The organism is Streptomyces amakusaensis (genome assembly GCF_039532665.1).
Taxonomy (GTDB): Bacteria; Actinomycetota; Actinomycetes; order Streptomycetales; family Streptomycetaceae; genus Streptomyces; species Streptomyces amakusaensis.
This window is the reverse complement of the sequence record NZ_BAAASB010000003.1, coordinates 90,562-116,510: the sequence shown is the minus strand read 5'-3', so window position 1 is coordinate 116,510 and position 25,949 is coordinate 90,562. Positions and strand designations below refer to the sequence as shown.

Here is a 25,949-nt window from a genome sequence, read left to right as displayed (position 1 = left end):
CCCGTCGTGCAGTGCTGCCGCAGGCCCGGAGGACGTCGTGAGCGACACACAGACCCAGATCGAGAACCGGCCGCCATCGGTGGCCGCCCTCTTCGCCGAACGCGTCGCGGCGACCCCGGACGCCGAGGCCTTCCGCCATCCCGTGCCCGCCGCGTCCGGGCGCGGCCCCGATGGCTGGAAATCGCTCAGCTGGAGCGGGGCCGCCGAACGGGTCTACGCCGTCGCCGCCGGTCTGATCGGTCTCGGTATCGAACCGGAGGAGCGGGTCGCCCTGCTCTCCGCCACCCGTATCGAGTGGATCGTCGCCGACCTCGGGGTGATGTGCGCGGGCGGCGCCACCACGACCGTCTACCCCTCCACCAACGCCGAGCAGTCGGCGTACATCCTCGCCGACTCCGGCAGCCGCGTCCTCATCGCCGAGGACGCCGTCCAGCTGGCCAAGGCGCGCGAGCGGCGCGCCGAGCTGCCCGAGCTGCGGCATGTCGTCGTCATCGACGGCACGGGGGTGACGGCCGAGGAGGACGACCCCGACGGCTGGGTGCTCACCCTCGCCGAGCTGGAGGCGCGCGGAGCCGCGTATCTGCGACAGCACCCCGAAGCCGTCAGGAAGCGCATCGAGGCGATCACCGCCGATCAGCTGGCGACCGTGATCTACACCTCCGGCACCACCGGCCCGCCCAAGGGCGTACGGCTGCCGCACGACAACTGGTCGTACATGGCGAAGGCGATCGCCGCGACCGGGCTGCTTTCCAAGGACGATCTCCAGTACCTCTGGCTGCCCCTCGCCCATGTCTTCGGCAAGGTGCTGCTCTCGGGGCAGATCGAACTCGGTCATGTGATCGCCGTGGACGGCCGTATCGACAAGATCGTCGAGAATCTGCCGGTCGTCCGGCCGACCTACATGGCCGCCGTGCCGCGCATCTTCGAGAAGGTCTACAACGGCGTCGCCGCCAAGGCCCGGGCCGGCGGCCCCGCCAAGTACAAGATCTTCCAGTGGGCGGCCGAGGTCTCCCGCGAGTACTCCAAAGCCACCCAGGACAATTTCCGCCGCACCGGCACCGTCTCCGCGCCCTTCGCCCTGACCGCCAAGCACAAGGTCGCCGACAAGCTCGTCTACGCCAAGCTCCGCGCGGCCTTCGGCGGCCGGCTGCGCGCCGCCGTCTCCGGCTCCGCCGCCCTCTCGCCCGAGCTGGGCCACTTCTTCGGCGGCGCGGGGATCCACATCCTGGAGGGGTACGGACTCACCGAGTCCAGCGCCGCGTCCTTCGTCAACCCCGGCGAGGCCTACCGCACCGGCACGGTCGGCAAGCCGCTGCCCGGCACCGAGGTGCGGATCGCCGACGACGGCGAGATCCTGCTGCGCGGCCCCGGGATCATGGAGGGCTACCACGGGCTCCCCGAGAAGACCGGGGAAGTGCTGGAGCCGGACGGCTGGCTGCACACCGGGGACATCGGCGAACTCTCCCCGGACGGCTATCTGAGCATCACCGACCGCAAGAAGGACCTGATCAAGACCTCCGGCGGGAAGTACATCGCCCCCACCGAGCTGGAGATCCAGTTCAAGGCCCTCTGCCCGTTCGTCTCCAACATGATCGTCGTCGGAGCCAACCGCAACTACTGCACCGCGCTGATCGCCCTGGACGAGCCGACCCTTCTGAACTGGGCGAAGGAACACGGCCTCGACGGCAAGACCTACGCCGAGGTGCTCGCCGCCCCCGCCGCCCGCGAGCTGCTCCAGGGCTATGTCGACCGGCTCAACGAAGGGCTCCAGCGCTGGCAGACGATCAAGAAGTTCCGGCTGCTGCCCCGGGACCTCGATGTGGAGCACGGCGACCTCACCCCCAGCCTCAAGCTGAGGCGGCCGGTGGTCGAGCGTGAGTTCCAGCACCTGATCGAGGAGATGTACGCCGGGGAACGGGAGGCGTAGCACCGCGGACAGCCCCCGGACCGCCCCCCCCGGCGGGCCCTCGCGCCCGCTCCGGGGGCCGTCCGTCACCGGCCGCGGCACCGCTCGCCGCGCCGGTGACGGACAATGGAGGACATGCCTTCCGTACTGCCCGACGGCGAGACCATGCCCGAGGACGGGTCGCTCCCCGCTTCCGCCCTCGCCGGGGCCGGTGACCGGCCGCTCGCCTTCTATCTGCATGTTCCGTACTGCGCCACGCGCTGCGGCTACTGCGACTTCAACACCTACACGGCCACCGAGCTGCGCGGCTCGGGCGGTGTGCTGGCCTCCCGCGACAATTACGCCGACACTCTCGCCGACGAGATCCGGCTCGCCCGCAAGGTCCTCGGCGACGACCCCCGCCGGGCCCGCACGGTGTTCGTCGGAGGGGGTACGCCGACGCTGCTGGCCGCCGCCGATCTGGTGGCGATGCTCGGCGTCGTACGGGAGGAGTTCGGCCTCGCCGACGACGCGGAGATCACCACCGAGGCCAATCCGGACTCGGTGAACCCGGAGTATCTGGCCGAGCTGCGGGCCGGGGGGTTCAACCGGATCTCCTTCGGGATGCAGAGCGCCCGGCAGCATGTGCTGAAGGTCCTCGACCGCACCCACACGCCCGGCAGGCCCGAGGCGTGTGTGGCCGAGGCCCGGGCGGCCGGGTTCGAGCATGTGAACCTGGATCTGATCTACGGCACCCCGGGGGAGAGCGACGAGGACTGGCGCGCCACCCTGGCGGCGGCGGTGGAGGCGGGGCCCGACCACATCTCGGCGTACGCGCTGATCGTGGAGGAGGGCACCCAGCTGGCGCGCCGCATCAGGCGCGGCGAGGTGCCGATGACCGACGACGACATCCACGCCGACCGCTATCTGATCGCCGACTCCGTCCTCGCCGACGCGGGCTACTCCTGGTACGAGGTCTCCAACTGGGCGACCTCCGAGGCCGGCCGCTGCCTGCACAACGAGCTGTACTGGCGGGGCGCGGACTGGTGGGGCGCGGGCCCCGGCGCGCACAGCCATGTCGGCGGGGTGCGCTGGTGGAATGTGAAGCACCCCGGCGCCTACGCGGCGGCGCTGGCCGGGGGCCGCTCGCCCGGCGCGGCCCGGGAACTGCTGCCGAACGAGGACCGCAGGGTGGAGCGGATCATGCTGGAGCTGCGGCTGCGGGACGGGGTGCCGCTGTCGCTGCTGAAGCCGGACGGCCTGGCGGCCTCCCGCAAGGCGCTCGCGGACGGGCTGCTGGAGGAGACGGCGTACGAGCGGGGGCTCGGGGTGCTGACCCTGCGCGGCCGGCTGCTGGCCGACGCCGTCGTCCGCGACCTGGTGGACTGAGTGGTCTGAAGGGGCCGGGGGAGTCCGGGGAGTCCGGGCCGGGGCTCAGAGGGCCGCCAGACTCCCGCCGCGCGCCGCCCAGCTGGCGGTCCAGCCGTTGTTGGGCGAGGTCTGCCACTTGTGCCAGAGGGCGTTGTCGAAGCTGAGGTGGAGCGATTCCAGCCGGCCGTCGGCGTTGCGCCCGAGCACGGGATCGGTGGCGAGCAGCCCGCCGTGCGCCTGCCAGTCGCTCCAGCTGCCGCCCGGCACCTGCTGCGCCGCCCGCCACGCGCCCAGATCGGTCCCCCGGGCGAAGACCACCAGCCGCCCGTCGGCCTCCTGGGAGACGGCGGGCACCCCGATCCTGGGCCCGCCGCGATTGGCCCAGCTCTGGTGCCAGGAGCCGCCGGGCACGGTCTGCCAGATGTGGCGCAGCGTGTTGTCGGGGGCCTTGGCGAAGACCTCCAGCCGGCCGTCCCTGTTGGGGAAGACCGCGGGATCGGCCCGCAGATCGCCGCCGCGCGAGACCCAGCCGGGGTTCCAGGGGCCGTTCGGAGCGGTCTGCCACCGGTGCCACAGGGCGTCGTCGCCGCCGCGCACGAAGACCTCCAGCCGCCCGTCGTGGTTCTGGAAGACGGCGGGGCAGCCGCGCAGCACCCCGCCCCGGGAGATCCACCGGTCGTGCCACCGGCCGCCGGGCGAGGTCTGCCAGATGTGCCAGAGCGCGCTGTCCTCGCCCCGGACGAAGACCTCCAGCCGGCCGTCGGCGCTCTGGAAGACGGCGATGCGCCGCCCCAGCACCCGCTGCTCGCCCAGCGGTCGCCAGGCCGTCGTCCAGCCGCCGCCGGGCGCGGTCTGCCAGAGGTGCCACACCCGGCCGTCGGGGCCGCCCGCGAAGACCTCCAGCCGGCCGTCGGCGTTGCGGAAGACCGTGGGGTCGGTGGTGAGCGAGCCTCCCCGGCCGACCCACTCGGTGGCCCAGGAGCCGCCGGGTCCGCTCTGCCGGATGTGCCGGAGCGTGCCGTCCGAGCCGGTGGCGAACGCTTCGAGGCGGTCGTCCGCGTCCCGCGCGGCGCGGAGACTCGCGAGGCCGGGGTCGAGAGCCATGGCTGTCCTCCTCAGTCTGCGGCGTGTACTGGCTACCCAGAGTGTGCGCGCTGTCGCAGGGAGGAGTTGTCCACGGTCGGCGGTTATTACACGACAGGAGTGATTAACGGCTCAAAGTCGCAATACTGACCTGAAGGAGACTTATTCACATATTCATCCCGTCAACCCGCCCTCATCCGGTGATCAATCCAGGGCTGATCCAGGGCTGATCCAGGGCCTTTCGCCGTCATTCCGCCGTCATTCCGCGGTCACGAAGTCGATCAGCTCCTCGACCCGCCCCAGCAGCGCCGGCTCCAGATCCCGGTACGAACCCACCCTCGACAGAATGTGCTGCCAGGCCGCGCCCGTGTTCTCCGGCCAGCCCAGGGCCCGGCACACCCCCGTCTTCCAGTCCTCGCCGCGCGGCACCACCGGCCATGCCGCGATCCCCAGCGAGGACGGCTTCACGGCCTCCCAGACGTCGATGTACGGATGGCCCACCACCAGCACATCGGATCCAGTGACCCGCGCGGCGATCCGGGACTCCTTGGAGCCGGGGACCAGATGATCCACCAGCACCCCCAGCCGGGCGTCCGGGCCGGGGCCGAACTCCGCGACGACGGCCGGGAGATCGTCGATGCCCTCCAGATACTCGACCACCACCCCCTCGATCCGCAGATCGTCGCCCCAGACCCGCTCCACCAGCTCCGCGTCGTGCCGCCCCTCGACATAGATCCGCCCCGCCCGCGCCACCCGGGCCCGCGCGCCCGGCACCGCGACCGACCCCGAAGCCGTACGGGCCGCGGGGGAGGCCGCCCGCGCCGCCGGGCGGACCAGTGTCACCACCGCGCCCTCCAGCAGAAAGCCCCGGGCGGCCAGCGGGAAGACCCGGCGCTTGCCGAAGCGGTCCTCCAGCGTCACCGTCCCGGCCTCGCAGCCGGTCACCGCGCCGCAGAAGCCCGTGGTCACCTCCTCCACCACCAGATCGGGGTCGGCGGGCACCTCGGGGGCCGGGGCCGACTTCTTCCAGGGCGGGGTCAGATCGGGGTGGTAGCTGCGCATTCGGCGACGCTACGACACGGCGAACCGCTCCGCCAGCGCGTCCCGCTGGGCGCGCACGAAGGCCGCGCCGACCACCGCGCCGTGCCCCGGCACATAGAGCGCGTCCTCGCCGCCGAGCGCCAGCAGCCGGTCCAGCGCGGCGGGCCAGCGCGCACCCGTCGCGTCCGGGCCCGCCTGCGGTTCGCCGGACTCCTCCACCAGATCGCCGCAGAACACGATGCCGGGAACACCGGGAACACCGGGAACACCGGGAGCGCCGGGGCTCCCGGCGGCCTCCGGCCGGCCCGGCACGAAGGCCGCCAGATCGTGCCCGGTGTGCCCCGGGCCCACGTTCGCCAGCAGCACCCGGCAGCCGCCCCCCAGGTCCAGGGTCAGCTCCCCGGAGACCAGGTGCTCCGGCGCGACCAGCACATCGGCCGCCTCCGCCGCCTCGTCCGGCGCGACCCCGTGGCGTACCGCGTCGAGGCGGAGCGTGTCCCGCTCCCGCCGCAGCAGCGCGTCCACGCCCGCCGCGCCGTACACCCGGGCCCCCGCGAAGGCCGCGGTCCCCATCACATGGTCGAAATGGGGATGGCCCAGTGCGATATGCGTCACCCGCCGGCCCCGCAGCAGCGCCTCGGCCTGGGCGCGCAGCTCCGCGCCCTCCCGCAGGGTGGAGCCCGTGTCGTACAGCAGCGCGCCCCCGGAACCCACGATCAGTCCGCAGGTCGCGTCCCAGCCGGGGAGTCTGCGCCGGCCCACCGTGTCGGCCAGCCGTTCCCAGCCGTGGTCTTCCCAACTCACGTTCATACCGCGACGCTACTGGCAGTGCCCGAAGCGGGCGCGCGGTACCGTGACCGGTCGCCCTTGCCCAGGGCGTACCCCACGGCCGTACACTGGCACGGAGAAATTTTGGCACTCGAACCGGGTGAGTGCCAGGCAGTGACCGAAGAACCACCGAGGGACAAGCTGGAGGTGTGCGCGATGCTCAGCGAACGCAGACTCGAAGTGCTGCGCGCCATCGTCCAGGACTATGTGGGCACCGAGGAGCCCGTCGGCTCGAAGGCGCTCACCGAGCGGCACCGGCTCGGCGTCTCCCCGGCGACGGTCCGCAATGACATGGCGGTGCTGGAGGAGGAGGGCTTCATCGCCCAGCCCCACACCAGCGCCGGCCGCATCCCCACGGACAAGGGGTACCGACTCTTCGTGGACCGGCTGGCCGGGGTCAAGCCCCTGTCGTCCGCCGAGCGCCGCGCGATCCAGAGTTTCCTGGACGGCGCGGTCGACCTCGACGACGTCGTCAGCCGTACGGTGCGGCTGCTCGCGCAGCTGACCCGTCAGGTGGCCGTGGTCCAGTACCCCTCGCTCACCCGCTCCACCGTCCGTCATGTGGAGCTGCTCTCGCTCGCGCCCGCGCGGCTGATGCTCGTACTGATCACCGACACCGGCCGGGTCGAGCAGCGCATGATCGACTGTCCCGCGCCCTTCGGGGAGGTCCCGCTCGCGGATCTGCGGGCCCGGCTCAACAGCCGGGTCGTCGGCCGCCGCTTCGCGGATGTGCCGCAGCTGGTCCAGGACCTTCCGGAATCCTTCGATCCGGAGGACCGGGGCGGTGTCTCCACCGTGCTCTCCACGCTGCTGGAGACCCTGGTGGAGGAGACCGAGGAGCGACTGGTGATCGGCGGGACCGCCAATCTCACCCGCTTCGGGCACGACTTCCCGCTCACCATCCGGCCCGTGCTGGAGGCGCTTGAGGAGCATGTGGTGCTTCTCAAGCTGCTGGGTGAGGCGAAGGAGTCGGGCGGTATGGGGATGACCGTCCGCATTGGTCACGAGAACGCCCATGAAGGACTCAACTCTACGTCCGTGGTCGCCGTCGGCTACGGTTCGGGCGACGAGGCAGTCGCCAAACTCGGCGTGGTCGGACCGACCCGCATGGACTACCCCGGAACGATGGGAGCGGTACGCGCAGTGGCACGTTACGTCGGACAGATCCTGGCGGAGTCGTAAGTGGCCACGGACTACTACGCCGTACTCGGCGTGCGCCGCGACGCATCTCAGGACGAGATCAAGAAGGCTTTCCGGCGGCTCGCACGCGAGCTGCATCCGGACGTCAACCCGGATCCGAAGACCCAGGAGCGGTTCAAGGAGATCAACGCCGCTTACGAGGTGCTCTCCGATCCGCAGAAGAAGCAGGTCTACGACCTCGGCGGCGATCCGCTGTCGCAGGCCGGCGGCGCGGGCGCGGGCGGCTTCGGAGCCGGTGGCTTCGGGAACTTCTCGGACATCATGGACGCCTTCTTCGGGACGGCGTCCCAGCGCGGGCCGAGGTCGCGGACGCGGCGCGGCCAGGACGCGATGATCCGGCTGGAGATCGAGCTGGGTGAGGCCGCCTTCGGCACCACCAAGGAGATCCAGGTCGACACCGCCGTGGTCTGCACCACTTGCAGCGGTGAGGGCGCGGCTCCGGGCACCTCGGCCCAGACCTGTGACATGTGCCGCGGCCGTGGTGAGGTCTCGCAGGTCACGCGGTCCTTCCTGGGTCAGGTCATGACCTCGCGGCCGTGCCCCCAGTGCCAGGGCTTCGGGACCGTCGTCCCGACCCCCTGCCCGGAGTGCGCGGGCGACGGCCGGGTGCGCTCCCGGCGGACCCTGACCGTGAAGATCCCCGCCGGTGTCGACAACGGCACCCGCATCCAGCTCGCGGGCGAGGGCGAGGTCGGCCCCGGCGGCGGCCCCGCCGGCGATCTGTACGTCGAGATCCACGAGCTGCCCCACCCGGTCTTCCAGCGGCGCGGCGACGATCTCCATGTCACCGTGACCGTCCCGATGACGGCGGGCGCGCTCGGCACCAAGGTGCCGCTGGAGACGCTCGACGGGGTGGAGGAGGTCGACATCCGGCCCGGCACCCAGTCGGGGCAGTCGATTCCGCTGCACGGGCGCGGTGTCACGCATCTGCGCGGCGGCGGGCGCGGCGACCTCATCGTGCACGTCGAGGTGACGACCCCGCAGAAGCTCGACGCCGAGCAGGAGAGGCTGCTGCGCGAGCTGGCGAAGCTGCGCGGCGAGGAGCGCCCGCTGGGGCAGTTCCAGCCCGGCCAGCAGGGCCTGTTCTCCCGGCTGAAGGACGCCTTCAACGGTCGTTAGCCGTCGGCGCGGACAGTCGAAGGGGGTACAGGTCCGTCCCGTGCCCCCTTCTCCGTGCCCGCCCGCGCCGCCGCCTCCCCGCCTGCCTCCCCGCCCCTTCGCGCGGGCTCCCGGTAAGGGGCGCGGCATGGGAGCGGGCCCAACTCGCCGCTGCCGTGAGGATCTTGGCGAACGGCCCGTCCGGCCCCCGAAACCCCTCTGCGGACTGGGCAGCGCTCGATTCGGCGGCCCGGGAGCGGCATGGCACGATGCAAGCATGTCCTCCGCACTGACCGATCTCTGCCGGTATCCCATCGTGCAGGCCCCCATGGCGGGCGGCGCGTCGTGTCCGCAGTTGGCCGCTGCCGTGTCCGAGGCCGGCGGGCTCGGCTTCCTGGCCGCCGGATACAAGACCGCGGGCGGCATGTACCAGGAGATCAAACAGATCCGGGGACTCACCGCGCGGCCCTTCGGGGTCAACCTCTTCATGCCGCAGCGGGCCGCGGCCGACCCCGCCGCCATCGAGGTCTACCGCCATCAGCTCGCGGGCGAGGCCGCCTGGTACGAGACCCCTCTCGGCGACCCCGAGTCCGGCGGGGACGACGGCTACGAGGCCAAGCTCGCCATCCTCCGCGACGACCCGGTGCCCGTCGTCTCCTTCACCTTCGGCTGTCCGGGCTCCGACGTACTGGAGTCCTTCGCCAAGGCCGGCACCCTCACCGTCGTCACCGTCACCACCCCCGAAGAGGCCAGGGCCGCCCAGCTCGCGGGCGCGGACGCGCTCTGCGTCCAGGGCGTGGAGGCCGGCGGACACCAGGGGGCCCACCGGGACGACCCCGCCGCCGACGGCGCCGGGATCGGGCTGCTCACCCTGGTCGCGCTGATCCGCGAGGAGGGCGTCGAACTGCCGGTCATCGCCACCGGCGGCCTGATGCGCGGCACCCAGATCGCCGCCGTGCTCGCCGCCGGGGCGAACGCCGCGCAGCTCGGCACCGCCTTCCTGGTCTGTCCCGAGTCCGGCGCGCACACCCTGCACAAACAGGCGATGACCAACCCCCTCTTCACCCGCACCGAACTCACCCGCGCCTTCTCCGGCCGCCCCGCGCGAGGGCTCGTCAACCGCTTCATGCGCGAGCACGGGCCCTACGCCCCCGCCGCCTACCCCCAGGTGCACCATCTGACGAGCGGTCTGCGCAAGGCCGCCGCCAAGGCGGGCGACGCCCAGGGGATGTCACTGTGGGCGGGGCAGGGCCACCGGATGGCCCGTGCCGTCCCCGCCGGTGAGCTGGTCGAGATGCTCGCCGCCGAAACATGTCATGCCCGCGCCGCACTCGCCCCGGAGAGCCCCTGATGACCGCGCCCGTCTTCCTCGTCGACTCCCTGGAGGGGGCCGTGCCCGGCTCCCCGCTCACCCTCGAAGGGTCCGAGGGCCGCCACGCCGTCTCCGTACGCCGCCTTGAGCCCGGCGAGGAGATCGTGCTGACGGACGGCCTGGGCCGGGGCGCGGCCGGGGTCGTGCTGCGGACCGAGGGCAGGGACCGGCTGATCGTCGAGGCCCGGGAGTTCCCGGTGGAGCCCGAGCCCCGGCCGCGGATCACCGTCGTCCAGGCGCTCCCCAAGGGCGACCGGGGCGAACTCGCCGTCGAGACCATGACCGAGACCGGTGTGGACGCGGTCGTGCCGTGGTCGGCGGCCCGCTGCATCACCCAGTGGAAGGGCGAGCGCGGGGCCAAGTCCCTCGCCAAGTGGCGTGCCACCGCGCGCGAGGCCGGCAAGCAGTCCCGCCGTCTGCGCTTCCCCGAGGTGGCCGAAGCCGCCACCTCCAAGCAGGTCGCCGCCCTGCTCGCGGCGGCCGACTTCGCCGCGGTCCTCCACGAGGAGGGATCGGAGCCGCTCGCCACCGCGGAGCTTCCGGCACAGGGCTCGATCGTGCTGGTCGTCGGCCCCGAGGGCGGTGTCTCGCCGCAGGAACTGGCCCTCTTCGCCGAGGCCGGGGCCAGGCCCTACCGGCTCGGCCGCACCGTGCTGCGCACCTCGACGGCGGGCACGGCGGGCGTCGCCCTGCTGCTCGGCCGCACCGGCCGCTGGTCGTAGCTCCTCGCCTCGGCCTCTCGCCCGGAGTCTCAGCCTCCGCCCACCCGTGAGCCGGTGATCGCGACGAAGAGCGGCCAGCCGTCGATCTCGACCGTCCCCGGCCGCGAGGGCATCAGCCCGCGCGCCGTCACCTGGTCGACGAAACGCCGAATGACTCCCGGTTCATGCAGATTCAGCCAATTCCGTTCGCTGTCACCCACACTGCCGGATTCGTCATACCCGTCCGCGATGATCCAGCCGTCCCCGGGCCGGAAAACGATGTTCAGCCGGGGTGTGGTGCCCTCGCGGCGTAAAGAGAGGACCGTACGACAGTCACGCCAACGGCCCTGTTCCCCCTCGTGTTTGTGGCGAACCGTCCACATATGGACCGTATCGGGGTCGGTGATGAGTCTGCGGGGCCGGAGCGGCTTCCTGGTCATCCCCGTGACCGTACGGGGGATGTGTGTCCGCAACCACTCTTTTGCTGACCGCCGCTCGGTGCCACGCTGCCGTCCATGAACGGCACCACCGGTAACGGCATGACCACGAACGGCGCGCGACGCGACCGCCGTTCACTCCCGGCCGCGAGCGGCACCGCGCTCGCCGCCCTCGTCGTCCTCGTGACGGTCCTCGCGCTGGCCGGCTGCGAACCGGCCCCCGGCGGCGGGCTCAACGCCGGTTCCGTGGCCCACACCACGGACCGCACGGCCACCAGCACCTTCGAACGCCTCGGCGTCGGAGTGCGCTGGCTCAGCTGCCGGGCGGCGCTCGGCGAGGGCGGCGAGGGCGGGGGAGGAGGAGGGACCGCGACCCCGGCCGCCCGGACCGGCCCCGCCACCGTCGACTGCGAGGGCGAGACCGCCTCCCGCAAGGAGATCACGCTCAAGGGCACCGTCACCGACGAGCGTTCCGGCACCTGTGTACGCGGCGACCTCAGGGCCAGGATCGACGGCAGGACCGCCTTCGACGCGACCTTCCTCGGCTCCTGCGACGACCCCGCCCCCACCGCCACCCGCCCCACCACGCCGGACCAGCGCTCCAGGCCCGTACCCGCCGTGACGGTGACACGGACCGTCACCGCGACGGTGACACAGACGGCGACGCGGACGGCGACGCGGACCGTGACGCGGACCGTGACCGGGGCGGCGGCCGTCACAGCCGAACCCTGATCCGTCAAACCCCTGCCCTCCCGGCCCCGGGCTGCCTAGGGTGACAGGGTGACGCAGCCTGCCTACCTTCGGTATCCGCACACCCACGGCGAGTTGATCGCCTTCACCGCTGAGGACGACGTCTGGGTCGCTCCTCTCGACGGCGGCCGCGCCTGGCGCGTCAGCGCCGACGACGTACCGGTCGACCATCCCCGGATCTCGCCCGACGGCTCGCACATCGCCTGGACATCGCGCCGGGACGGCGCGCCCGAGGTGCATCTCGCGCCCGTCGACGGCGGTCCGACCCGCCGGCTCACCCACTGGGGCAGCCACAAGACCGCCGTCCGGGGCTGGACCCCGGACGGCGAGATCCTCGCCCTCACCACCCACGGCCGGCACTCCCTGCGCCGCACCTGGGCCCGCGCCCTCCCGCTGGACGGGGGGCCCGGCACCGAGCTGCCCCACGGCCCGGTCGGCGGCCTCGCCCACGGTGGACCCGGGGTGCTGCTGCTCTCCGCCACCATGGGCCGTGAGGCCGCCGCCTGGAAGCGCTACCGGGGCGGCACGGCCGGAAAGCTCTGGATCGACCGCGACGGCACGGGCGACTTCACCCGGCTGCACACCGGGCTCGACGGCAAGGGCAATATCGAGTATCCGCTGTGGGTCGGCGGCAGAATCGCCTTCCTCTCCGACCACGAGGGCGTCGGCGCGCTCTACTCCTCCCTGCCCGACGGCTCCGAACTGCGGCGGCACACCCCCGTCGACGGTTTCTACGCCCGGCAGGCCGCCACCGACGGCACCCGTGTCGTCTACTCCTCCGCCGGCGAGCTGTGGATCCTCGACGACCTCGAAGGGGCCGGGCCCCGCAGGCTCGACATCCGCCTCGGCGGTCAGCGCACCGATCTGCGCCCCCGCCACATCCACGCCGACCACCACGTCGGCGCCGCCTCGCCCGACCACACCGGACGCGGCAGCGCCGTGGAGATCCGCGGCGGCATCCACTGGATCACCCACCGCGACGGCCCCGCGCGGGCGCTCGCCGTGGAGCCGGGCGTACGGTCCCGACTGCCCCGCACCTTCCGCGCCGGGGGCGAACAGCAGGTCGTGTGGGTGACGGACGCCGAGGGCGAGGACGCCCTGGAGTTCGCGCCGGCGGCCGGCGCCGTGCTCGGCGCGGCCCCGATCAGGGTCGGTGCCGGACTCCTCGGCCGGGTGCACGGCCTCGCCGTCTCGCCCGACGGGAGCAAGGTCGCCATCGCCTCCCACGACGGCCGGGTCCTGCTGGTGGAGCGCGAGTCCGGCGCGGTGCGCGAGGTCGACCGCAATGAGGACGGCGACGCCACCGGGCTCACCTTCTCCCCGGACTCCCGCTGGCTCGCCTGGTCGCACGCGGGCCCGCTCCCGCTCCGGCAGCTGAAGCTCGCCGACACCGCCGACCCCGCGAACCCGGTGGTCTCCGAGGCGACCCCGCTGCGCTTCCGCGACTACGGGCCGGCCTTCACCCTCGACGGCAGGCATCTGGCGTTCCTCTCCGAGCGCTCCTTCGACCCGGTGTACGACACCCATGTCTTCGACCTCGCCTTCGTCGGCGGCTGCCGCCCGCATCTGATCACCCTGGCCGCGACGACCCCCTCGCCGTTCGGCCCGCAGCGCCACGGCCGGGCCTTCGAACCCGAGAAGCCCGAGAAGCCCGAGAAATCCGAGAAGGACAAGACCGACAAGGAGAACGGGCACCCGGACGGCGAGAACGGCGGTGCCCCCGTCACCCGTGTCGACCTCGAAGGACTCGCCGACCGGATAGTCCCCTTCCCCGTCGAGGCCGCCAGCTACTCCACCCTGCGCGCCGCCAAGGACGGAGTGCTGTGGCTGCGCCACCCGGTGCGCGGAGTCCTGGGCGCGACCCGGGCCACCTCCGACGACCTCGGCCCCCGCACCACCCTGGAGCGGTACGACCTGGTCCAGCTGCACAGCGAGGAGCTGGCCTCCGAGGCCCGGGGCTACTCCGTCAGCGGGGACGGCAAGCGGGTGCTGCTCGCCGTCGACGGAGGGCTGAAGGTGGTGCCGAGCGACCGCCGCGCCTCCCGTGACGAGGACAGCGACAGCAACATCACCGTGGACCTCTCACGGATCCGCCGGCTGCTGGACCCGGCCGCCGAGTGGCGTCAGATGTACGCCGAGGCCGGCCGGCTGATGCGGGACAACTTCTGGCGGGCCGACCTCGGCGGCACCGACTGGGACGCGGTGCTGGAGCGCTACCGCCCGGTCCTCGACCGGGTCGCCACCCATGACGACCTGGTGGACCTGCTCTGGGAGGTGCAGGGGGAGCTGGGCACCTCGCACGCCTATGTCACCCCCCGGGGCGGATACGGCAGCCGCGCCACCCGGCAGGGGCTGCTCGGGGCCGACATCTCCCGCGCGGCGGACGGTACCTGGCGGATCGACCGCGTACTCCCCTCGGAGACCTCCGACCCCGAGGCGCACTCCCCGCTGGCCGCCCCCGGCGTCGCGGTCCGCGCGGGCGACGCGATCCTCGCCGTCGACGGCCGCCCGGTCGACCCGGTCGCGGGCCCCGGCCCGCTGCTGGTGGGCACGGCGGGCAAACCGGTCGAGCTGACCGTCGCCCCCGCGGCCGGCGGCGAGCCGCGCCACCCGGTGGTGGTGCCCCTCTCCGACGAGGAGCCCCTGCGCTACCACGCCTGGGTCGCCGACCGCCGGGCCCATGTCCACGAGAAGTCCGGCGGCCGGCTCGGCTATCTCCATGTGCCCGACATGCAGGGGGCGGGCTGGGCCCAGATCCACCGCGATCTGCGCGTCGAGGTGGCCCGCGAGGGCCTGGTCGTGGACGTCCGGGAGAACCGGGGCGGCCACACCTCCGAGCTGATCATCGAGAAGCTCGCCCGCCGGATCGTGGGCTGGGACCTGCCGCGCGGCATGCGCCCCTCCAGCTATCCCCAGGACGCCCCGCGTGGCCCGGTGGTCGCGGTGGCCAACGAGTTCTCCGGCTCGGACGGCGACATCGTCAACGCGGCGATCAAGGCCCTGGGCATCGGACCCGTGGTCGGCACCCGCACCTGGGGCGGGGTGATCGGCATCGACAGCAGATACTCCCTGGTGGACGGGACCCTGGTGACCCAGCCCAAGTACGCCTTCTGGCTGGAGGGGTACGAGTGGGGGGTGGAGAACCACGGCGTCGACCCGGACGTGGAGGTGGTGATGACCCCTCAGGACCACGCCGCCGGCCGTGACCCCCAGCTCGACGAGGCCGTACGGATGGCTCTCGCGGCCCTGGCCGAGACCCCGGCCAAGACGCCTCCCGCGCTGCCCTGACCCCTGCCGCACCGGCCGGTACCCGCTCACGGGTCCCGGCCGGCGCGTCGGCGGCCCGCTCCGGTCGATAGCATGCTCGGGACATCGGCCCACCCGAGGAGGAAACCGGTATGGCGGGAGAACCCCAGGCTGACTGCCTGTTCTGCAAGATCGTCGCGGGCGATGTGCCGGCCACCGTGGTGCGCGAGACCGACTCCGTCGTCGCCTTCCGGGACATCAACCCCCAGGCCCCCAGCCATGTCCTGGTCATCCCCAAGGCCCACTACCCCGACGCCGCCTCCCTCGCCGCCGCCGAGCCCGCGCTCGCCGCCGAGGTGCTGCGCGAGGCCGGCGAGGTCGCCGCCCTGGAGCGGACCGTCGACCCCGGCTACCGGATCGTCTTCAACACCGGCTCCGGAGCCGGACAGACCGTCTTCCACGCCCACGCCCACATCCTCGGCGGACGCGGCCTCGCGTGGCCCCCCGGATAACCCGGACCACCCGAACAACCCGGAGAACGAGGCCTTCCGCATGTCCGTACGAGAGCTCGTGGTCCTCGGCACCGCCAGCCAGGTGCCCACCCGGCACCGGAACCACAACGGCTATCTGCTGCGCTGGGACGCCGAGGGCCTGCTCTTCGACCCGGGCGAGGGCACCCAGCGCCAGATGCTGCGCGCCGGGGTCGCCGCGCACGACCTCAACCGGATCTGCGTCACGCATTTCCATGGTGACCACTCCCTGGGGCTGGCCGGCGTCATCCAGCGGATCAATCTCGACCAGGTCCCGCACGAGATCACGGCCCACTACCCGGCGAGCGGGCAGCACTTCTTCGAACGGCTGCGGTACGCCACCGCCTACCGCGAGAGCGTGGCGCTGACCGAGGCCCCGGTCAGCGGCGGCACCGGTCCGATCACCCTCGCCAGGACCGGCGCGTACACCCTTGAGGCGCATCTCCTCTCGCACCCCGTCGAGTCCTACGGCTACCGGCTCACCGAGCACGACGGCCGCCGGATGATCCCCGAGCGGCTCGCCGCCCACGGCATCGCCGGGCCGGACGTCGGCCGCCTCCAGCGCGAGGGCGAACTCCGCGGGGTCACCCTGGACGAGGTCAGCGAGGAGCGCCGGGGGCAGCGCTTCGCCTTCGTCATGGACACCCGGCTCTGCGAAGGCGTCCACGCCCTCGCCGAGGGCTGCGACATGCTCGTCATCGAGTCCACCTTCCTGGACGAGGACGAGCGGCTCGCGCGGGACCACGGCCATCTGACCGCCGGCCAGGCCGCCCGCGCCGCCCGTGACGCGGGCGTGCGCCACCTCGTCCTCACCCACTTCTCCCAGCGCTACCCGGACCCCGGGGAGTTCGAGCGCCAGGCCCGCGCCGCCGGGTTCGACGCCGAACTGACCGTCGCCTCCGACCTTCTGCGCGTCCCCGTCCCCAAACGTCGACCATGAGCGAAGCTGGACCCGTGCCCCTCCCCAAAGCCGAACTGCACCTGCACATCGAAGGCACCCTGGAGCCCGAACTCGCGTTCGCGCTCGCCGCGCGCAACGCGGTGGAACTGCCCTTCGAGAACACCGAAGCGCTCCGCCGCGCCTATGACTTCGAGGATCTCCAGTCGTTCCTGGACCTCTACTACAGCCTGATGGCCGTGCTGCGCACCGAGGACGACTTCGCGGACCTCACCGACGCCTATCTGGCCCGCGCGGCGGCCCAGGGCGTACGCCACGCGGAGATCTTCTTCGACCCGCAGGCGCACATCTCCCGGGGCGTCCCCATGGGCACCGTCGTCGACGGACTGGCCCGCGCCCTGGACGCGAGCGAGCAGCGCCACGGCATCTCCACCCGTCTGATCATGTGCTTTCTGCGGGACCGGTCCGCCGAGTCCGCCATGGAGACGCTGGAGGCCGCCAAGCCGTATCTGCACCGGATCACCGCCGTGGGCCTGGACTCCGCGGAGGCCGACAATCCGCCGTCCAAGTTCCGCGAGGTGTACGAGGCAGCCGCCGCGCTCGGTCTGCGCAAGGTCGCGCACGCGGGCGAGGAGGGCCCGGCCTCGTACGTCAGGGAGGCCCTGGACGTCCTCGGGGTGGAGCGCGTCGACCACGGGCTGCGCTGCCTGGAGGACGCCGAGCTGGTCGCCCGGCTGGCCAGGGAGCGGATCCCGCTGACGCTCTGCCCGCTCTCCAACGTACGGCTGCGGGTCATCGACACACTGGAGGACCATCCGCTCGACCGGATGATGGACGCGGGCCTGATGTGCACCGTCAACTCCGACGACCCCGCCTACTTCGGCGGCTATGTCGGCGACACCTTCCACGCCGTGCGCGAGGCGCTCTCGCTCGACGAGGAGCGCCTGCGCGAGCTGGCGCGCAACTCCTTCCTCGCCTCCTTCCTGGAGGACGACGAGGAGCGGCGGGCCCGGCTGATCGCCGAGGTCGACGCGTACGACTTCACCGTGGAACTGGCCGAGTAGCCCCGCCCTCCCGGCAGACGGATCCTTCGCCCCGGCCGGCCCCGGTCATCCTCCGGTGGTCGCGCCGGGGCGGAAGATCATCAGCACGACGACGACCGTCCAGAGCAGATTGAAGATCCCGGTGAGCCCGCTGAGCCGGGCCGCCGCCGGGCGGGTGCGCTTCTCGTCCGCCCCCGCCCCCGCCGCCGTCAGTTCGAGCAGGGTCGCCTGGAGGGGCAGCAGCATCAGGACGAGCACCCCGGCGGCGATCGCGGTGAGCACCGTCGAGACCAGCAGCCAGGCGTCCGTCAGAATCCCCATCCTCGCCCCGGTGGCGACCCCGAAGACCGGCACGGCGAGCCCCGCGATGGCATAGCCCCGGCATATCCGGTGCAGCAGCCCGGCGATCGAGGCCGCCCGCTCGCCCCTCTCCTCGCCGTCGTCCGCGATCTCCCCGACGGCCCCCGCCGCGCGGGCGTAGCGGGGAAAGATCGAGGCGGCCACGGTGATCGGCCCGATCGTCAGGATCGCCGCGAGGACATGGATGGACAGCAGCATTTTTGACACGGGTGGTGGCCCCCAGACGCACTGATGTGTTGGCTGCCAATAGATAGCATGCCAAGACAGCCCTTGTGTAGGCTGCCTACTCATGAGGACAGACGCGGTGCGAGGGCACCTGGACGGACTGCTGCTGGCGGTGCTCGAACCGGGCCCGCTGCACGGGTACGCGATCATCTCGGCGGTGCAGCGGCGCAGCGGCGGTGTGCTGGAGCTGAAGACCGGCACCATCTACCCGGCGCTTCAGCGGCTGGAGCGCCTCGGACTGCTCGACAGCGGCTGGGAGTCGACCGGCGAGCGCCGCCGCCGCCGCTACGAGCTGACGGAGGCGGGCCGGGGGGCCCTGACGGCCGAGCGGTCCGCCTGGAGCGAGTTCACCGCCGCGATCGGCTCCGTACTGAACCCCGCCGTGCACCCCGTCGCTCCCCGGCCCGCCGGATGAGCGCCACCCCGGCCCCGGCTCCGGCCCCCGCGGACGCGGATCCCGTGGAGGCGTACGTCGCGGCCCTCGCCGCCGCCGTGCACGGCCCGGCCCGGGTCAAGGCCCGGATGATCGAGGAGATCCGCGACGGCCTCGTCGAGACGGCCGCCGCCCACGAGGAGGACGGCGTGCCCCCTTCGCGGGCCGCCCGCCGGGCGGTCCGCGAGTTCGGGACCGTCGAGGAGCTGGTGCCCGGCTGGCAGCGGGAGCTGACCGTGGCCCAGGCGCGGCACACCGCCCGGGCCGCCGCCATGGCCTTCCCGTTCCTGCTGGTCTGCGGGCTGCTGGTGCACACCGTGGGCGAGGGCTGGGGGCTGCGGCTGCTCGCCGTCCTCCTCGCGGCGGTCGCGGGCGTCGCCGGACTGCTCGCCGCCGCGACACCGGCCGTCACCGGGATCCTCGCCCGCAGGGTGGCGCTCCCGCCGGGGCTGCCGCTGGCCGTCGCCTGGACCGGCACCGCGACCGCGGTGGCCACCGCGCTCGCCGCCCTCGGCCTGGTCGTCGCCTCGGCGCTGGCGCGGGAGTGGCCGGTGACGGCGCTCGCCGGGGTGCTCGCCGCCGTCGCGCACGCGCTGGTCGCGGGTCCGGCCAGGGCCTGCCGCCGATACGCCCGGCTGACGGCCGCCTGAGCCCGCGGCCTCCACGTCGTACGCCTCAGAAGCACCAGGAGAGCACAGCTTTCGCGAATGCCCCCAAGGCCCCAGCAGTCACCATGATTCGCCGTGTCCGACCGTCCCGCCGACCCGGTTTGGCAGACTGGCCGGAAGCACCACGCACAGAAGCGGCGGCACAGTGAGCACTCGGCACGCGAACCACCACGGCCCACCGGTGACGGGCCACCACGCCCCCTGCCTCGATCCCCTCGCCCGGCTGCGGACCCCCGAGGACCCCGGCTGCGACGTCTATCTCACCGGCACGGTCTTCCTCGACATCATCTTCACCGGCCTCGACTCCGCCCCCGTGCGCGGCACCGAGTCCTGGGCCCGGGGCATGGGCTCCAGCCCGGGCGGGGTCGCCAACATGGCGACCGCCCTCGCCCGGCTCGGTCTGCACACCTCGCTCGCCGCCGCGTTCGGGGACGACCACTACGGCGACTACTGCTGGGACGCCCTCGAACAGGGCGAGGGCATCGACCTCTCCCGGTCGCGCACGGTGCCCGGCTGGCACTCTCCCGTCACCGTCTCCATGGCGTACGAGGGCGAGCGGACGATGATCTCCCACGGTCACGAGGCCCCGCCGCCGGAGTCCGCCCGCGACACCCCGCCGCCCTCCAGGGCCGCCGTGGCATCCCTGACCCCCGGCCGGCGCGACGAGTGGATCGCCCGCGCCGCCGCCGGGGGGACCAGGGTCTTCGCCGACGTCGGCTGGGACGAGACGGGCCGCTGGGACCCGGCCGACCTCGCCGATCTGGAGCACTGCGAGGCATTCCTCCCCAACGCGCAGGAGGCGATGCGCTACACCCGCGCCGCCACCCCGGTCGCCGCCGCCCACGCGCTCGCCGAGCGGGTGCCGGTGGCCGTCGTCACCCTGGGGGCCGAGGGGGCGTACGCGGTGGACGGCCGCACCGGCGAGAGCGCCCAGGTGCCGGCCATCGCGGTGGAGGCGCTCGACCCGACCGGGGCCGGCGATGTCTTCGTGGCCGGATTCGTCACCGGGACCCTCGCGGAATGGCCGCTCGCCGACCGGCTCGCCTTCGCCGGGCTGACCGCGGCCCTCTCGGTGCAGGAGTTCGGCGGCTCGCTCTCCGCACCCGGCTGGCTGGAGATCGCCGTCTGGTGGCAGCGGGTGCGGGAGGTCGCCGGACAGGACGCCGCCCCGCTGCGCCGGTACGCCTTCCTGGACGCGCTGCTGCCCTCGCCCCCGCTGGACTGGCCGCGCCGGCGAGCCGTGCCGACCATCGGCTTCCGCAGCCCGGTCTGACCCGCGCCGCCCCGGCCCCGGCGGGCCCCCGCCCACGGCGGAGGCCCGCCGGAAAACCCCTCGGCCCCTGTCAGTGCGGCGTCGTACGCTTGAGGTCCAGAGGTTGTCGAGCGGCGAGAACCCTCAGCGGGAGGTATGCGCAGGCCACAGAGCCGGCCCATGACTCAGACACCCACAGCCCATACCGTCCCCCCGCGCCCCGAGGGCGCTGCGGGACCCCTGGCCACGGGACAGGCGCGCGCCGCGTTCACCGTCCCCGCCCACCACCCGATGGTGTCGCTCCTCGGTTCGGGCGACGCCCTGTTGCGAGTGATCGAGAAGGCCTTCCCGGCGGCCGACATCCATGTCCGGGGCAATCAGGTCAGCGCGGTCGGGCCGGCGGCGGAAGTCGCCCTCGTTCAGCGCCTGTTCGACGAGATGATGCTCGTGCTCCGCACCGGGCAGCCGATGACGGAGGACGCAGTGGAACGCTCGATCGCCATGCTTCGCGCGAGCGCGGAGGGCGCCGCCGACGGCGCCGAGACCCCCGCCGAGGTGCTCACCCAGAACATCCTCTCCAGCCGCGGCCGGACCATCCGCCCCAAGACGCTCAATCAGAAGCACTATGTCGACGCCATCGACAAGCACACGATCGTCTTCGGCATCGGCCCCGCGGGCACCGGAAAGACCTATCTGGCCATGGCCAAGGCGGTTCAGGCGCTCCAGTCCAAGCAGGTCAACCGGATCATCCTGACCCGCCCCGCCGTCGAGGCGGGAGAGCGCCTCGGCTTCCTCCCCGGCACCCTCTACGAGAAGATCGACCCCTATCTCCGCCCGCTCTACGACGCGCTGCACGACATGCTCGACCCCGACTCCATCCCCCGGCTGATGGCCGCGGGCACCATCGAGGTCGCCCCCCTGGCGTACATGCGGGGCCGCACCCTCAATGACGCGTTCATCATTCTCGACGAGGCGCAGAACACCAGTGCCGAGCAGATGAAGATGTTCCTCACCCGGCTGGGCTTCGACTCGAAGATCGTCATCACCGGCGATGTCACCCAGGTCGACCTGCCCAGCGGCACCAAGAGCGGTCTGCGCCAGGTCCAGGAGATCCTGGAGGGCGTGGAAGACGTCCACTTCTCGCGGCTGACGTCCCAGGACGTCGTCCGGCACAAGCTCGTCGGCCGTATTGTCGACGCGTACGAGAAGTACGACGGCCGGGACGGCGGTCAGCACGGCGGCCCGAGCGGCGGCCGGAGCGCCGGACGCCACGGCCATGGGACCGGAAACGGGAAGTAGCGGTAAAAGCACCATGTCGATCGACGTCAACAACGAATCCGGGACCGAGGTCGACGAGCGGTCGATCCTCGATGTCGCCCGTTACGCCCTCGCCCGGATGCGCATCCACCCGCTCTCCGAGCTGTCGGTGATCGTCGTGGACGCCGAGGCCATGGAGCAGTTGCACCTCCAGTGGATGGATCTGCCGGGACCGACCGATGTCATGTCCTTCCCGATGGACGAGCTGCGTCCGCCGGTCAAGGACGACGAGGAGCCTCCGCAGGGTCTCCTCGGCGACATCGTGCTCTGCCCCGAGGTGGCGAAGCAGCAGGGCGAGCAGGCTCCGACGGGGCACTCCATGGACGAGGAGCTTCAGCTGCTCACCGTCCACGGAGTGCTGCACCTCCTGGGTTACGACCACGAGGAGCCCGACGAGAAGGCCGAGATGTTCGGCCTCCAGGCGGCGATCGTGGACGGCTGGCGGGCCGAGAAGGGCTTCACCGGCCCCTCCCCGGCGCCGACCGTCTCATGAGCGCCCCCCTGGTTCTCGGCGCGGTCGCGCTGGTCATCGTCGCCTGGCTGGCCGCCTGCGCCGAGGCGGGTATCGCCCGCGTCTCCAGCTTCCGCGCCGCCGAGGCGGTCCGCGCGGGCCGGCGCGGCGCGAGCCGGCTGGAGCAGGTCGCCGCCGACCCCACCCGCTATCTCAATGTCGCCCTGCTGGTGCGGGTCGCCTGCGAGATGGCGGCCGGGGTGCTCGTCACCTACGCCTGCCTCCAGGAGTTCCCCGAGACCTGGGAGGCGCTCGCCGTCGCCATCGGCGTGATGGTCCTCGTCTCCTATGTCGCCGTCGGTGTCTCCCCGCGCACCATCGGCCGCCAGCACCCGCTGAACACCGCCACCGCCGCCGCCTATGTGCTGCTGCCGCTGGCCAGGATCATGGGCCCGATCCCCCAGCTGCTGATCCTCATCGGCAACGCGCTCACCCCCGGGAAGGGCTTCCGCAAGGGCCCCTTCGCCAGTGAGGCCGAGCTGCGGGCGCTGGTCGACCTCGCCGAGCAGGAGTCCCTGATCGAGGACGACGAGCGCCGCATGGTGCACTCCGTCTTCGAGCTGGGCGACACCCTCGTGCGCGAGCTGATGGTGCCTCGGACGGATCTGATCAGCATCGAGCGGTACAAGACGGTCCGTCAGGCGCTCACCCTCGCGCTGCGCTCCGGCTTCTCCCGCATCCCCGTCACCGGGGAGAGCGACGACGACATCGTCGGCATCGTCTATCTCAAGGACCTCGCCCGCAAGACGCATGTCAACCGCGACTCGGAGTCCGATCTGCTCTCCACCGCGATGCGCCCCGCGGTCTTCGTCCCCGACACCAAGAACGCCGGGGACCTGCTGCGCGAGATGCAGCAGAAGCGCAATCACGTCGCCGTCGTCATCGACGAGTACGGCGGCACCGCCGGCATCGTCACCATCGAGGACATCCTTGAGGAGATCGTCGGCGAGATCACCGACGAGTACGACCGGGAGCTGCCGCCCGTCGAGAATCTCGGCGACGGCCGCTACCGGGTCACCGCCCGGCTCGACATCGGAGACCTCGGCGAGCTGTACGGCCTGGACGAGCTGGACGACGAGGATGTGGAGACGGTCGGCGGACTGCTCGCGAAGTCCCTGGGCCGGGTCCCGATCTCGGGCGCGAGCGCCGTGGTCGACCTGCCGGACGGACGCGCGCTGCGGCTGACCGCCGAATCCTCGGCCGGCCGCCGGAACAAGATCGTCACAGTGCTGGCGGAGCCCGTCGAGGCCCGCGCGGAGGGGGAGCACGCGGCATGAGAGCGCGACAGCTGAGGGCGTTCTGTCTGGACTTCAACGACGCGGTCGAGGAGTTCCCGTTCGGCCCGGAGACCTCGGTCTTCAAGGTCGCGGGCAAGATGTTCGCCCTCAGCGCGCTCGACGGCGAGCCGCTGACGGTCAATCTCAAGTGCGAGCCGGAGATCGCCGAGCGGCTCCGCGCCGACCATCCGGAGATCGTCCCCGGCTGGCACATGAACAAGCGCCACTGGAACACGGTGACCGTCGGCGGGCTCCCGGCCAAGATGGTCCGGGAGCTGATCGAGGACTCGTACGACCTGGTGGTGGCCGGCCTCCCCCGGGCGGAACGCCTCCGCCTCGACCGCCCCTGAGGCCGTCCCCGGGACCGCCCCGAGTGCGAGCGGCCCCGGTGGTATCACCGGGTGCTGCCGCCCTCGATGGCGGTGAGATCCCGTTTTGTGTGTACTCTCCTCCAGTCCAGCAGGGTGGGCGCAAGAGGCTCCCCGGCAGCAACATCCATCAGGGAGTCACCACTTTCATGCGTGCCCGTATGCGTCGCGGCGTCGCCGCCGTCCTCACCGTCTCCGCCCTCTCGCTGACGGCCGCCGCCTGCGGCGGGTCCGACTCCGGCTCCGGCTCCGACGGCGACAAGAAGGCGAAGGAGACGGCCGCCAAGCCGCTGACCGCGGCCCAGATGAAGGCCGGTCTCGTCGGCGTCAAGGACCTCCCCGCCGGTTACAAGGTCGGCGAGGAGACCGCCGACGACGAGAAGTACACGGCGGACAAGAAGGAGTGCCAGCCGCTGGCCGACTTCCTCAGCCAGAAGATCGCCGGGGGCACGGACGGCGGCTCCGCCGACTTCGAGAGCGCCGACCAGAGCAGCATGCTCGCCCAGAGCATCGTCACCTTCCCCGGCGCGGGCGCGACCGACTACACCAAGAAGCTCTCCACCGCGCTGGACGCGTGCAAGGGCTTCGGCGTCGGCGAGGGCGACCAGAAGATGGCCATGACCATCGAGAAGCTCTCCGCCACCCCGAAGGCCGGCGAGGAGTCCCACTCCTTCCGCATGAAGACCGAGATCAAGTCGCTCTCCCTGAAGTTCGAGACGAACTTCCAGGTCGTGCGTCAGGGCACCGGCATCTCCCGGGTGCTCCACGTCCCGGCCGACGCCTCCGGTCACAAGGACTTCGACGACCTCGCCAAGCGCGTGGGCGAGAAGTTCGTGAAGGCCGTCCAGAGCTGATCCACCCGGGCCGGGGCCCCCGCGTACGCGCCGGGGCCCCCGCCTATGCTCGGGGCATGACGCAGAGCACCGATTCCGGCGACCTCGGCCCCGAGGACCGCAAGATCATCACGCTGGCGCGCAGCGCCCGGGCCCGCAACGGTGTGCCCGAGGGCGCGGCCGTGCGCGACGAGACCGGCCGCACCTATGTGGCGGGCACCGTCGCCCTGGAATCCCTCGCGCTCAGCGCGCTCCAGACCGCCGTCGCCATGGCCGTGGCCAGCGGCGCGCGCTCCCTGGAGGCGGCGGCCGTCGTCTCCGAGGCCGAGACCGCGTCCGACGCGGACCGCGCGGCGGTGCGTGACCTGGGCGGGCCGGACACCCCGGTGCTGCTCGCCGGTCCCGACGGAGAGCTGAAGTCTGCGGTCACCGCCGGCTGACCCCCGCACCCGCCCCTTTCCGATTCCGGTACGGCGCAAGAATCAAGCTGCCTTGTCTTGCAATCGCCGCCCGGGTGCGCCTCAATGACGCAGCCGCCTCCGTGAGCGGTCGCCCCCGTCCGCCCGTGCTGCCCGGGTGCCCCTGACCCGGTTCGGGCCGCCGTCGTGCGAGCCCCGGCGGCGGCTGCCCATCCATCCCTGAACGGGAAAGGGGACTTCCCCATGCGAGGCAGCAGTCCACTGATCGGCACGGCACTGACGGCGGGAGCGCTCGCCGCCGTCTCCCTCGTCTTCGCCCCGGCCGCCGCCGCGGTCACCCCCGGCACGGCACAGGCCTCCTACGACTGTGGATCCTGGGGCGGCGGTACGGCGACGCTCACCGCCACCCAGAACGGCACGTCGGCCACGATCACCATCAACTCGGCGGTGACCACCCCGGTCGCCGTCGCCAGGGACACCATCAGCTCGACGCTCACCCTCGCGAAGCGCGGCGGCGGGACCGTCAAGTTCACCGGCAAGAAGAACCCCGCGCTCGCCGCCAACTCGGCGGTGACGATGGGGCCCCTGAGCGGCACGGTGGCCGCCGGGAACAGCCTGGACTCGTACTTCGCCGGGACCGCCCTGTCGATGACGATCTTCGGCTTCCCGGTCAGCTGCGACGCGCTCACCTCGCAGACCCCGGGCCCGTTCGTCTTCAACTGAGCCGCCCCGGATCAGAGCCGGCCCGCCGGGCGGCGGTGTGCGCGACGCCCGCCGCCGTCCGTCCTGCCGGACGACCCCGC

At 72.4% G+C, this 25,949-nt stretch carries 26 protein-coding genes; 21 read left to right on the top strand and 5 right to left on the bottom strand.

Annotated features, from left to right (window positions below; genetic code table 11):
• The first annotated feature begins 37 nt into the window (after positions 1-37).
• Both ABD371_RS05695 and hemW read left to right on the top strand, forming a co-directional pair.
• Complete coding sequence (locus ABD371_RS05695) at positions 38-1,927, top strand: AMP-dependent synthetase/ligase (RefSeq protein WP_344473418.1); 1,890 nt, start codon at positions 38-40, stop codon at positions 1,925-1,927.
• A 114-nt stretch (positions 1,928-2,041) separates the two neighbouring features.
• Positions 2,042-3,274: a radical SAM family heme chaperone HemW gene (hemW, locus tag ABD371_RS05690; protein ID WP_344473417.1), complete on the top strand. Its 1,233-nt coding sequence runs from the start codon at positions 2,042-2,044 to the stop codon at positions 3,272-3,274.
• A 45-nt stretch (positions 3,275-3,319) separates the two neighbouring features.
• On the opposite strand, the gene ABD371_RS05685 is transcribed toward hemW, so the two are convergent.
• The 3 genes from ABD371_RS05685 to ABD371_RS05675 all read right to left on the bottom strand — a co-directional run bounded on the left by ABD371_RS05685 (position 3,320) and on the right by ABD371_RS05675 (position 6,190).
• Entirely contained in the window at positions 3,320-4,360 is a 1,041-nt protein-coding gene (locus ABD371_RS05685; protein WP_344473416.1) for a PLL family lectin, read from the bottom strand.
• Positions 4,361-4,597: 237 nt separating this feature from the next.
• The gene (locus ABD371_RS05680) at positions 4,598-5,401 is read right to left on the bottom strand and encodes a DUF3097 domain-containing protein (protein ID WP_344473415.1); all 804 of its coding nucleotides are present in this window, start codon (positions 5,399-5,401) and stop codon (positions 4,598-4,600) included.
• Positions 5,402-5,410: 9 nt separating this feature from the next.
• Positions 5,411-6,190 (bottom strand): MBL fold metallo-hydrolase, encoded by a 780-nt coding sequence (locus ABD371_RS05675; RefSeq protein WP_344473414.1) that lies wholly within the window; start codon positions 6,188-6,190, stop codon positions 5,411-5,413.
• 174 nt (positions 6,191-6,364) lie between these two features.
• On the opposite strand from ABD371_RS05675, the gene hrcA reads away from it, so the two are divergent.
• The 4 genes from hrcA to ABD371_RS05655 all read left to right on the top strand — a co-directional run bounded on the left by hrcA (position 6,365) and on the right by ABD371_RS05655 (position 10,600).
• Complete coding sequence (hrcA, locus tag ABD371_RS05670; protein ID WP_190122861.1) at positions 6,365-7,390, top strand: heat-inducible transcriptional repressor HrcA; 1,026 nt, start codon at positions 6,365-6,367, stop codon at positions 7,388-7,390.
• A complete protein-coding gene (dnaJ, locus tag ABD371_RS05665; protein WP_344473413.1) occupies positions 7,391-8,527 on the top strand; it encodes a molecular chaperone DnaJ in 1,137 nt (378 codons plus the stop codon).
• Between the two features lie 256 nt (positions 8,528-8,783).
• Positions 8,784-9,857, top strand: coding sequence for a nitronate monooxygenase (locus ABD371_RS05660; protein ID WP_344473411.1), 1,074 nt, complete (start codon positions 8,784-8,786; stop codon positions 9,855-9,857).
• Positions 9,857-10,600, top strand: coding sequence for a 16S rRNA (uracil(1498)-N(3))-methyltransferase (locus ABD371_RS05655; RefSeq protein WP_344473409.1), 744 nt, complete (start codon positions 9,857-9,859; stop codon positions 10,598-10,600). The genes ABD371_RS05660 and ABD371_RS05655 overlap by 1 nt, the downstream gene beginning before the upstream one ends.
• Positions 10,601-10,629: 29 nt before the next feature.
• On the opposite strand, the gene ABD371_RS05650 is transcribed toward ABD371_RS05655, so the two are convergent.
• Entirely contained in the window at positions 10,630-11,019 is a 390-nt protein-coding gene (locus ABD371_RS05650) for a hypothetical protein (RefSeq protein WP_344473407.1), read from the bottom strand.
• Positions 11,020-11,094: 75 nt separating this feature from the next.
• On the opposite strand from ABD371_RS05650, the gene ABD371_RS05645 reads away from it, so the two are divergent.
• From ABD371_RS05645 to ABD371_RS05625, 5 genes are all read left to right on the top strand, one after another.
• Entirely contained in the window at positions 11,095-11,748 is a 654-nt protein-coding gene (locus ABD371_RS05645) for a hypothetical protein (protein WP_344473405.1), read from the top strand.
• Between the two features lie 48 nt (positions 11,749-11,796).
• Positions 11,797-15,054, top strand: coding sequence for a S41 family peptidase (locus ABD371_RS05640; RefSeq protein WP_344473403.1), 3,258 nt, complete (start codon positions 11,797-11,799; stop codon positions 15,052-15,054).
• Positions 15,055-15,164: 110 nt separating this feature from the next.
• On the top strand, positions 15,165-15,524 hold the full coding sequence (locus ABD371_RS05635) for a histidine triad nucleotide-binding protein (protein ID WP_190122721.1): 360 nt from the start codon (positions 15,165-15,167) through the stop codon (positions 15,522-15,524).
• A gap of 40 nt (positions 15,525-15,564) precedes the next feature.
• Complete coding sequence (locus ABD371_RS05630) at positions 15,565-16,482, top strand: ribonuclease Z (RefSeq protein WP_344473400.1); 918 nt, start codon at positions 15,565-15,567, stop codon at positions 16,480-16,482.
• Positions 16,483-16,496: 14 nt separating this feature from the next.
• Positions 16,497-17,504 (top strand): adenosine deaminase, encoded by a 1,008-nt coding sequence (locus ABD371_RS05625; RefSeq protein WP_344473398.1) that lies wholly within the window; start codon positions 16,497-16,499, stop codon positions 17,502-17,504.
• A 45-nt stretch (positions 17,505-17,549) separates the two neighbouring features.
• Here the strand turns inward: ABD371_RS05625 and ABD371_RS05620 are convergent, their stop codons facing one another.
• Positions 17,550-18,050 (bottom strand): hypothetical protein, encoded by a 501-nt coding sequence (locus ABD371_RS05620; RefSeq protein ID WP_344473396.1) that lies wholly within the window; start codon positions 18,048-18,050, stop codon positions 17,550-17,552.
• Between the two features lie 82 nt (positions 18,051-18,132).
• Here ABD371_RS05620 and ABD371_RS05615 point away from each other — a divergent pair, with 82 nt between their 5' ends.
• From ABD371_RS05615 to ABD371_RS05570, 10 genes are all read left to right on the top strand, one after another.
• A complete protein-coding gene (locus tag ABD371_RS05615; protein WP_344473393.1) occupies positions 18,133-18,483 on the top strand; it encodes a PadR family transcriptional regulator in 351 nt (116 codons plus the stop codon).
• A complete protein-coding gene (locus tag ABD371_RS05610; RefSeq protein WP_344473391.1) occupies positions 18,480-19,151 on the top strand; it encodes a permease prefix domain 1-containing protein in 672 nt (223 codons plus the stop codon). Before ABD371_RS05615 ends, ABD371_RS05610 begins: the two co-directional genes overlap by 4 nt.
• A 163-nt stretch (positions 19,152-19,314) precedes the next feature.
• Complete coding sequence (locus tag ABD371_RS05605; protein ID WP_344473390.1) at positions 19,315-20,442, top strand: PfkB family carbohydrate kinase; 1,128 nt, start codon at positions 19,315-19,317, stop codon at positions 20,440-20,442.
• 159 nt (positions 20,443-20,601) lie between these two features.
• Entirely contained in the window at positions 20,602-21,720 is a 1,119-nt protein-coding gene (locus ABD371_RS05600; RefSeq protein WP_190122726.1) for a PhoH family protein, read from the top strand.
• Positions 21,721-21,733: 13 nt separating this feature from the next.
• Complete coding sequence (gene ybeY, locus ABD371_RS05595) at positions 21,734-22,231, top strand: rRNA maturation RNase YbeY (protein ID WP_190122727.1); 498 nt, start codon at positions 21,734-21,736, stop codon at positions 22,229-22,231.
• Complete coding sequence (locus ABD371_RS05590; RefSeq protein ID WP_344473388.1) at positions 22,228-23,526, top strand: hemolysin family protein; 1,299 nt, start codon at positions 22,228-22,230, stop codon at positions 23,524-23,526. The genes ybeY and ABD371_RS05590 overlap by 4 nt, the downstream gene beginning before the upstream one ends.
• Entirely contained in the window at positions 23,523-23,876 is a 354-nt protein-coding gene (locus ABD371_RS05585) for an MmcQ/YjbR family DNA-binding protein (protein ID WP_344473386.1), read from the top strand. Before ABD371_RS05590 ends, ABD371_RS05585 begins: the two co-directional genes overlap by 4 nt.
• Positions 23,877-24,043: 167 nt before the next feature.
• The gene (locus tag ABD371_RS05580; protein WP_344473384.1) at positions 24,044-24,748 is read left to right on the top strand and encodes a hypothetical protein; all 705 of its coding nucleotides are present in this window, start codon (positions 24,044-24,046) and stop codon (positions 24,746-24,748) included.
• Positions 24,749-24,804: 56 nt separating this feature from the next.
• Positions 24,805-25,167, top strand: a complete 363-nt coding sequence (locus tag ABD371_RS05575; protein WP_344473382.1) for a cytidine deaminase — start codon at positions 24,805-24,807, stop codon at positions 25,165-25,167.
• A 222-nt stretch (positions 25,168-25,389) separates the two neighbouring features.
• Positions 25,390-25,869 carry a hypothetical protein gene (locus ABD371_RS05570; RefSeq protein ID WP_344473380.1) on the top strand — a complete coding sequence of 160 codons (480 nt, stop codon included), beginning with the start codon at positions 25,390-25,392 and terminating at the stop codon, positions 25,867-25,869.
• Positions 25,870-25,949: the final 80 nt, after the last annotated feature.

Coding starts and splice junctions, on each gene's coding strand:
- hemW (WP_344473417.1), top strand. CDS start 2,042: ATGCCTTCCGTACTGCCCGACGGCGAGACCATGCCCGAGGACGGGTCG.
- ABD371_RS05685 (WP_344473416.1), bottom strand. CDS start 4,360: ATGGCTCTCGACCCCGGCCTCGCGAGTCTCCGCGCCGCGCGGGACGCG.
- ABD371_RS05680 (WP_344473415.1), bottom strand. CDS start 5,401: ATGCGCAGCTACCACCCCGATCTGACCCCGCCCTGGAAGAAGTCGGCC.
- ABD371_RS05675 (WP_344473414.1), bottom strand. CDS start 6,190: ATGAACGTGAGTTGGGAAGACCACGGCTGGGAACGGCTGGCCGACACG.
- hrcA (WP_190122861.1), top strand. CDS start 6,365: ATGCTCAGCGAACGCAGACTCGAAGTGCTGCGCGCCATCGTCCAGGAC.
- ABD371_RS05660 (WP_344473411.1), top strand. CDS start 8,784: ATGTCCTCCGCACTGACCGATCTCTGCCGGTATCCCATCGTGCAGGCC.
- ABD371_RS05655 (WP_344473409.1), top strand. CDS start 9,857: ATGACCGCGCCCGTCTTCCTCGTCGACTCCCTGGAGGGGGCCGTGCCC.
- ABD371_RS05650 (WP_344473407.1), bottom strand. CDS start 11,019: ATGACCAGGAAGCCGCTCCGGCCCCGCAGACTCATCACCGACCCCGAT.
- ABD371_RS05645 (WP_344473405.1), top strand. CDS start 11,095: ATGAACGGCACCACCGGTAACGGCATGACCACGAACGGCGCGCGACGC.
- ABD371_RS05635 (WP_190122721.1), top strand. CDS start 15,165: ATGGCGGGAGAACCCCAGGCTGACTGCCTGTTCTGCAAGATCGTCGCG.
- ABD371_RS05630 (WP_344473400.1), top strand. CDS start 15,565: ATGTCCGTACGAGAGCTCGTGGTCCTCGGCACCGCCAGCCAGGTGCCC.
- ABD371_RS05615 (WP_344473393.1), top strand. CDS start 18,133: ATGAGGACAGACGCGGTGCGAGGGCACCTGGACGGACTGCTGCTGGCG.
- ABD371_RS05610 (WP_344473391.1), top strand. CDS start 18,480: ATGAGCGCCACCCCGGCCCCGGCTCCGGCCCCCGCGGACGCGGATCCC.
- ABD371_RS05600 (WP_190122726.1), top strand. CDS start 20,602: ATGACTCAGACACCCACAGCCCATACCGTCCCCCCGCGCCCCGAGGGC.
- ybeY (WP_190122727.1), top strand. CDS start 21,734: ATGTCGATCGACGTCAACAACGAATCCGGGACCGAGGTCGACGAGCGG.
- ABD371_RS05590 (WP_344473388.1), top strand. CDS start 22,228: ATGAGCGCCCCCCTGGTTCTCGGCGCGGTCGCGCTGGTCATCGTCGCC.
- ABD371_RS05585 (WP_344473386.1), top strand. CDS start 23,523: ATGAGAGCGCGACAGCTGAGGGCGTTCTGTCTGGACTTCAACGACGCG.
- ABD371_RS05580 (WP_344473384.1), top strand. CDS start 24,044: ATGCGTGCCCGTATGCGTCGCGGCGTCGCCGCCGTCCTCACCGTCTCC.
- ABD371_RS05575 (WP_344473382.1), top strand. CDS start 24,805: ATGACGCAGAGCACCGATTCCGGCGACCTCGGCCCCGAGGACCGCAAG.
- ABD371_RS05570 (WP_344473380.1), top strand. CDS start 25,390: ATGCGAGGCAGCAGTCCACTGATCGGCACGGCACTGACGGCGGGAGCG.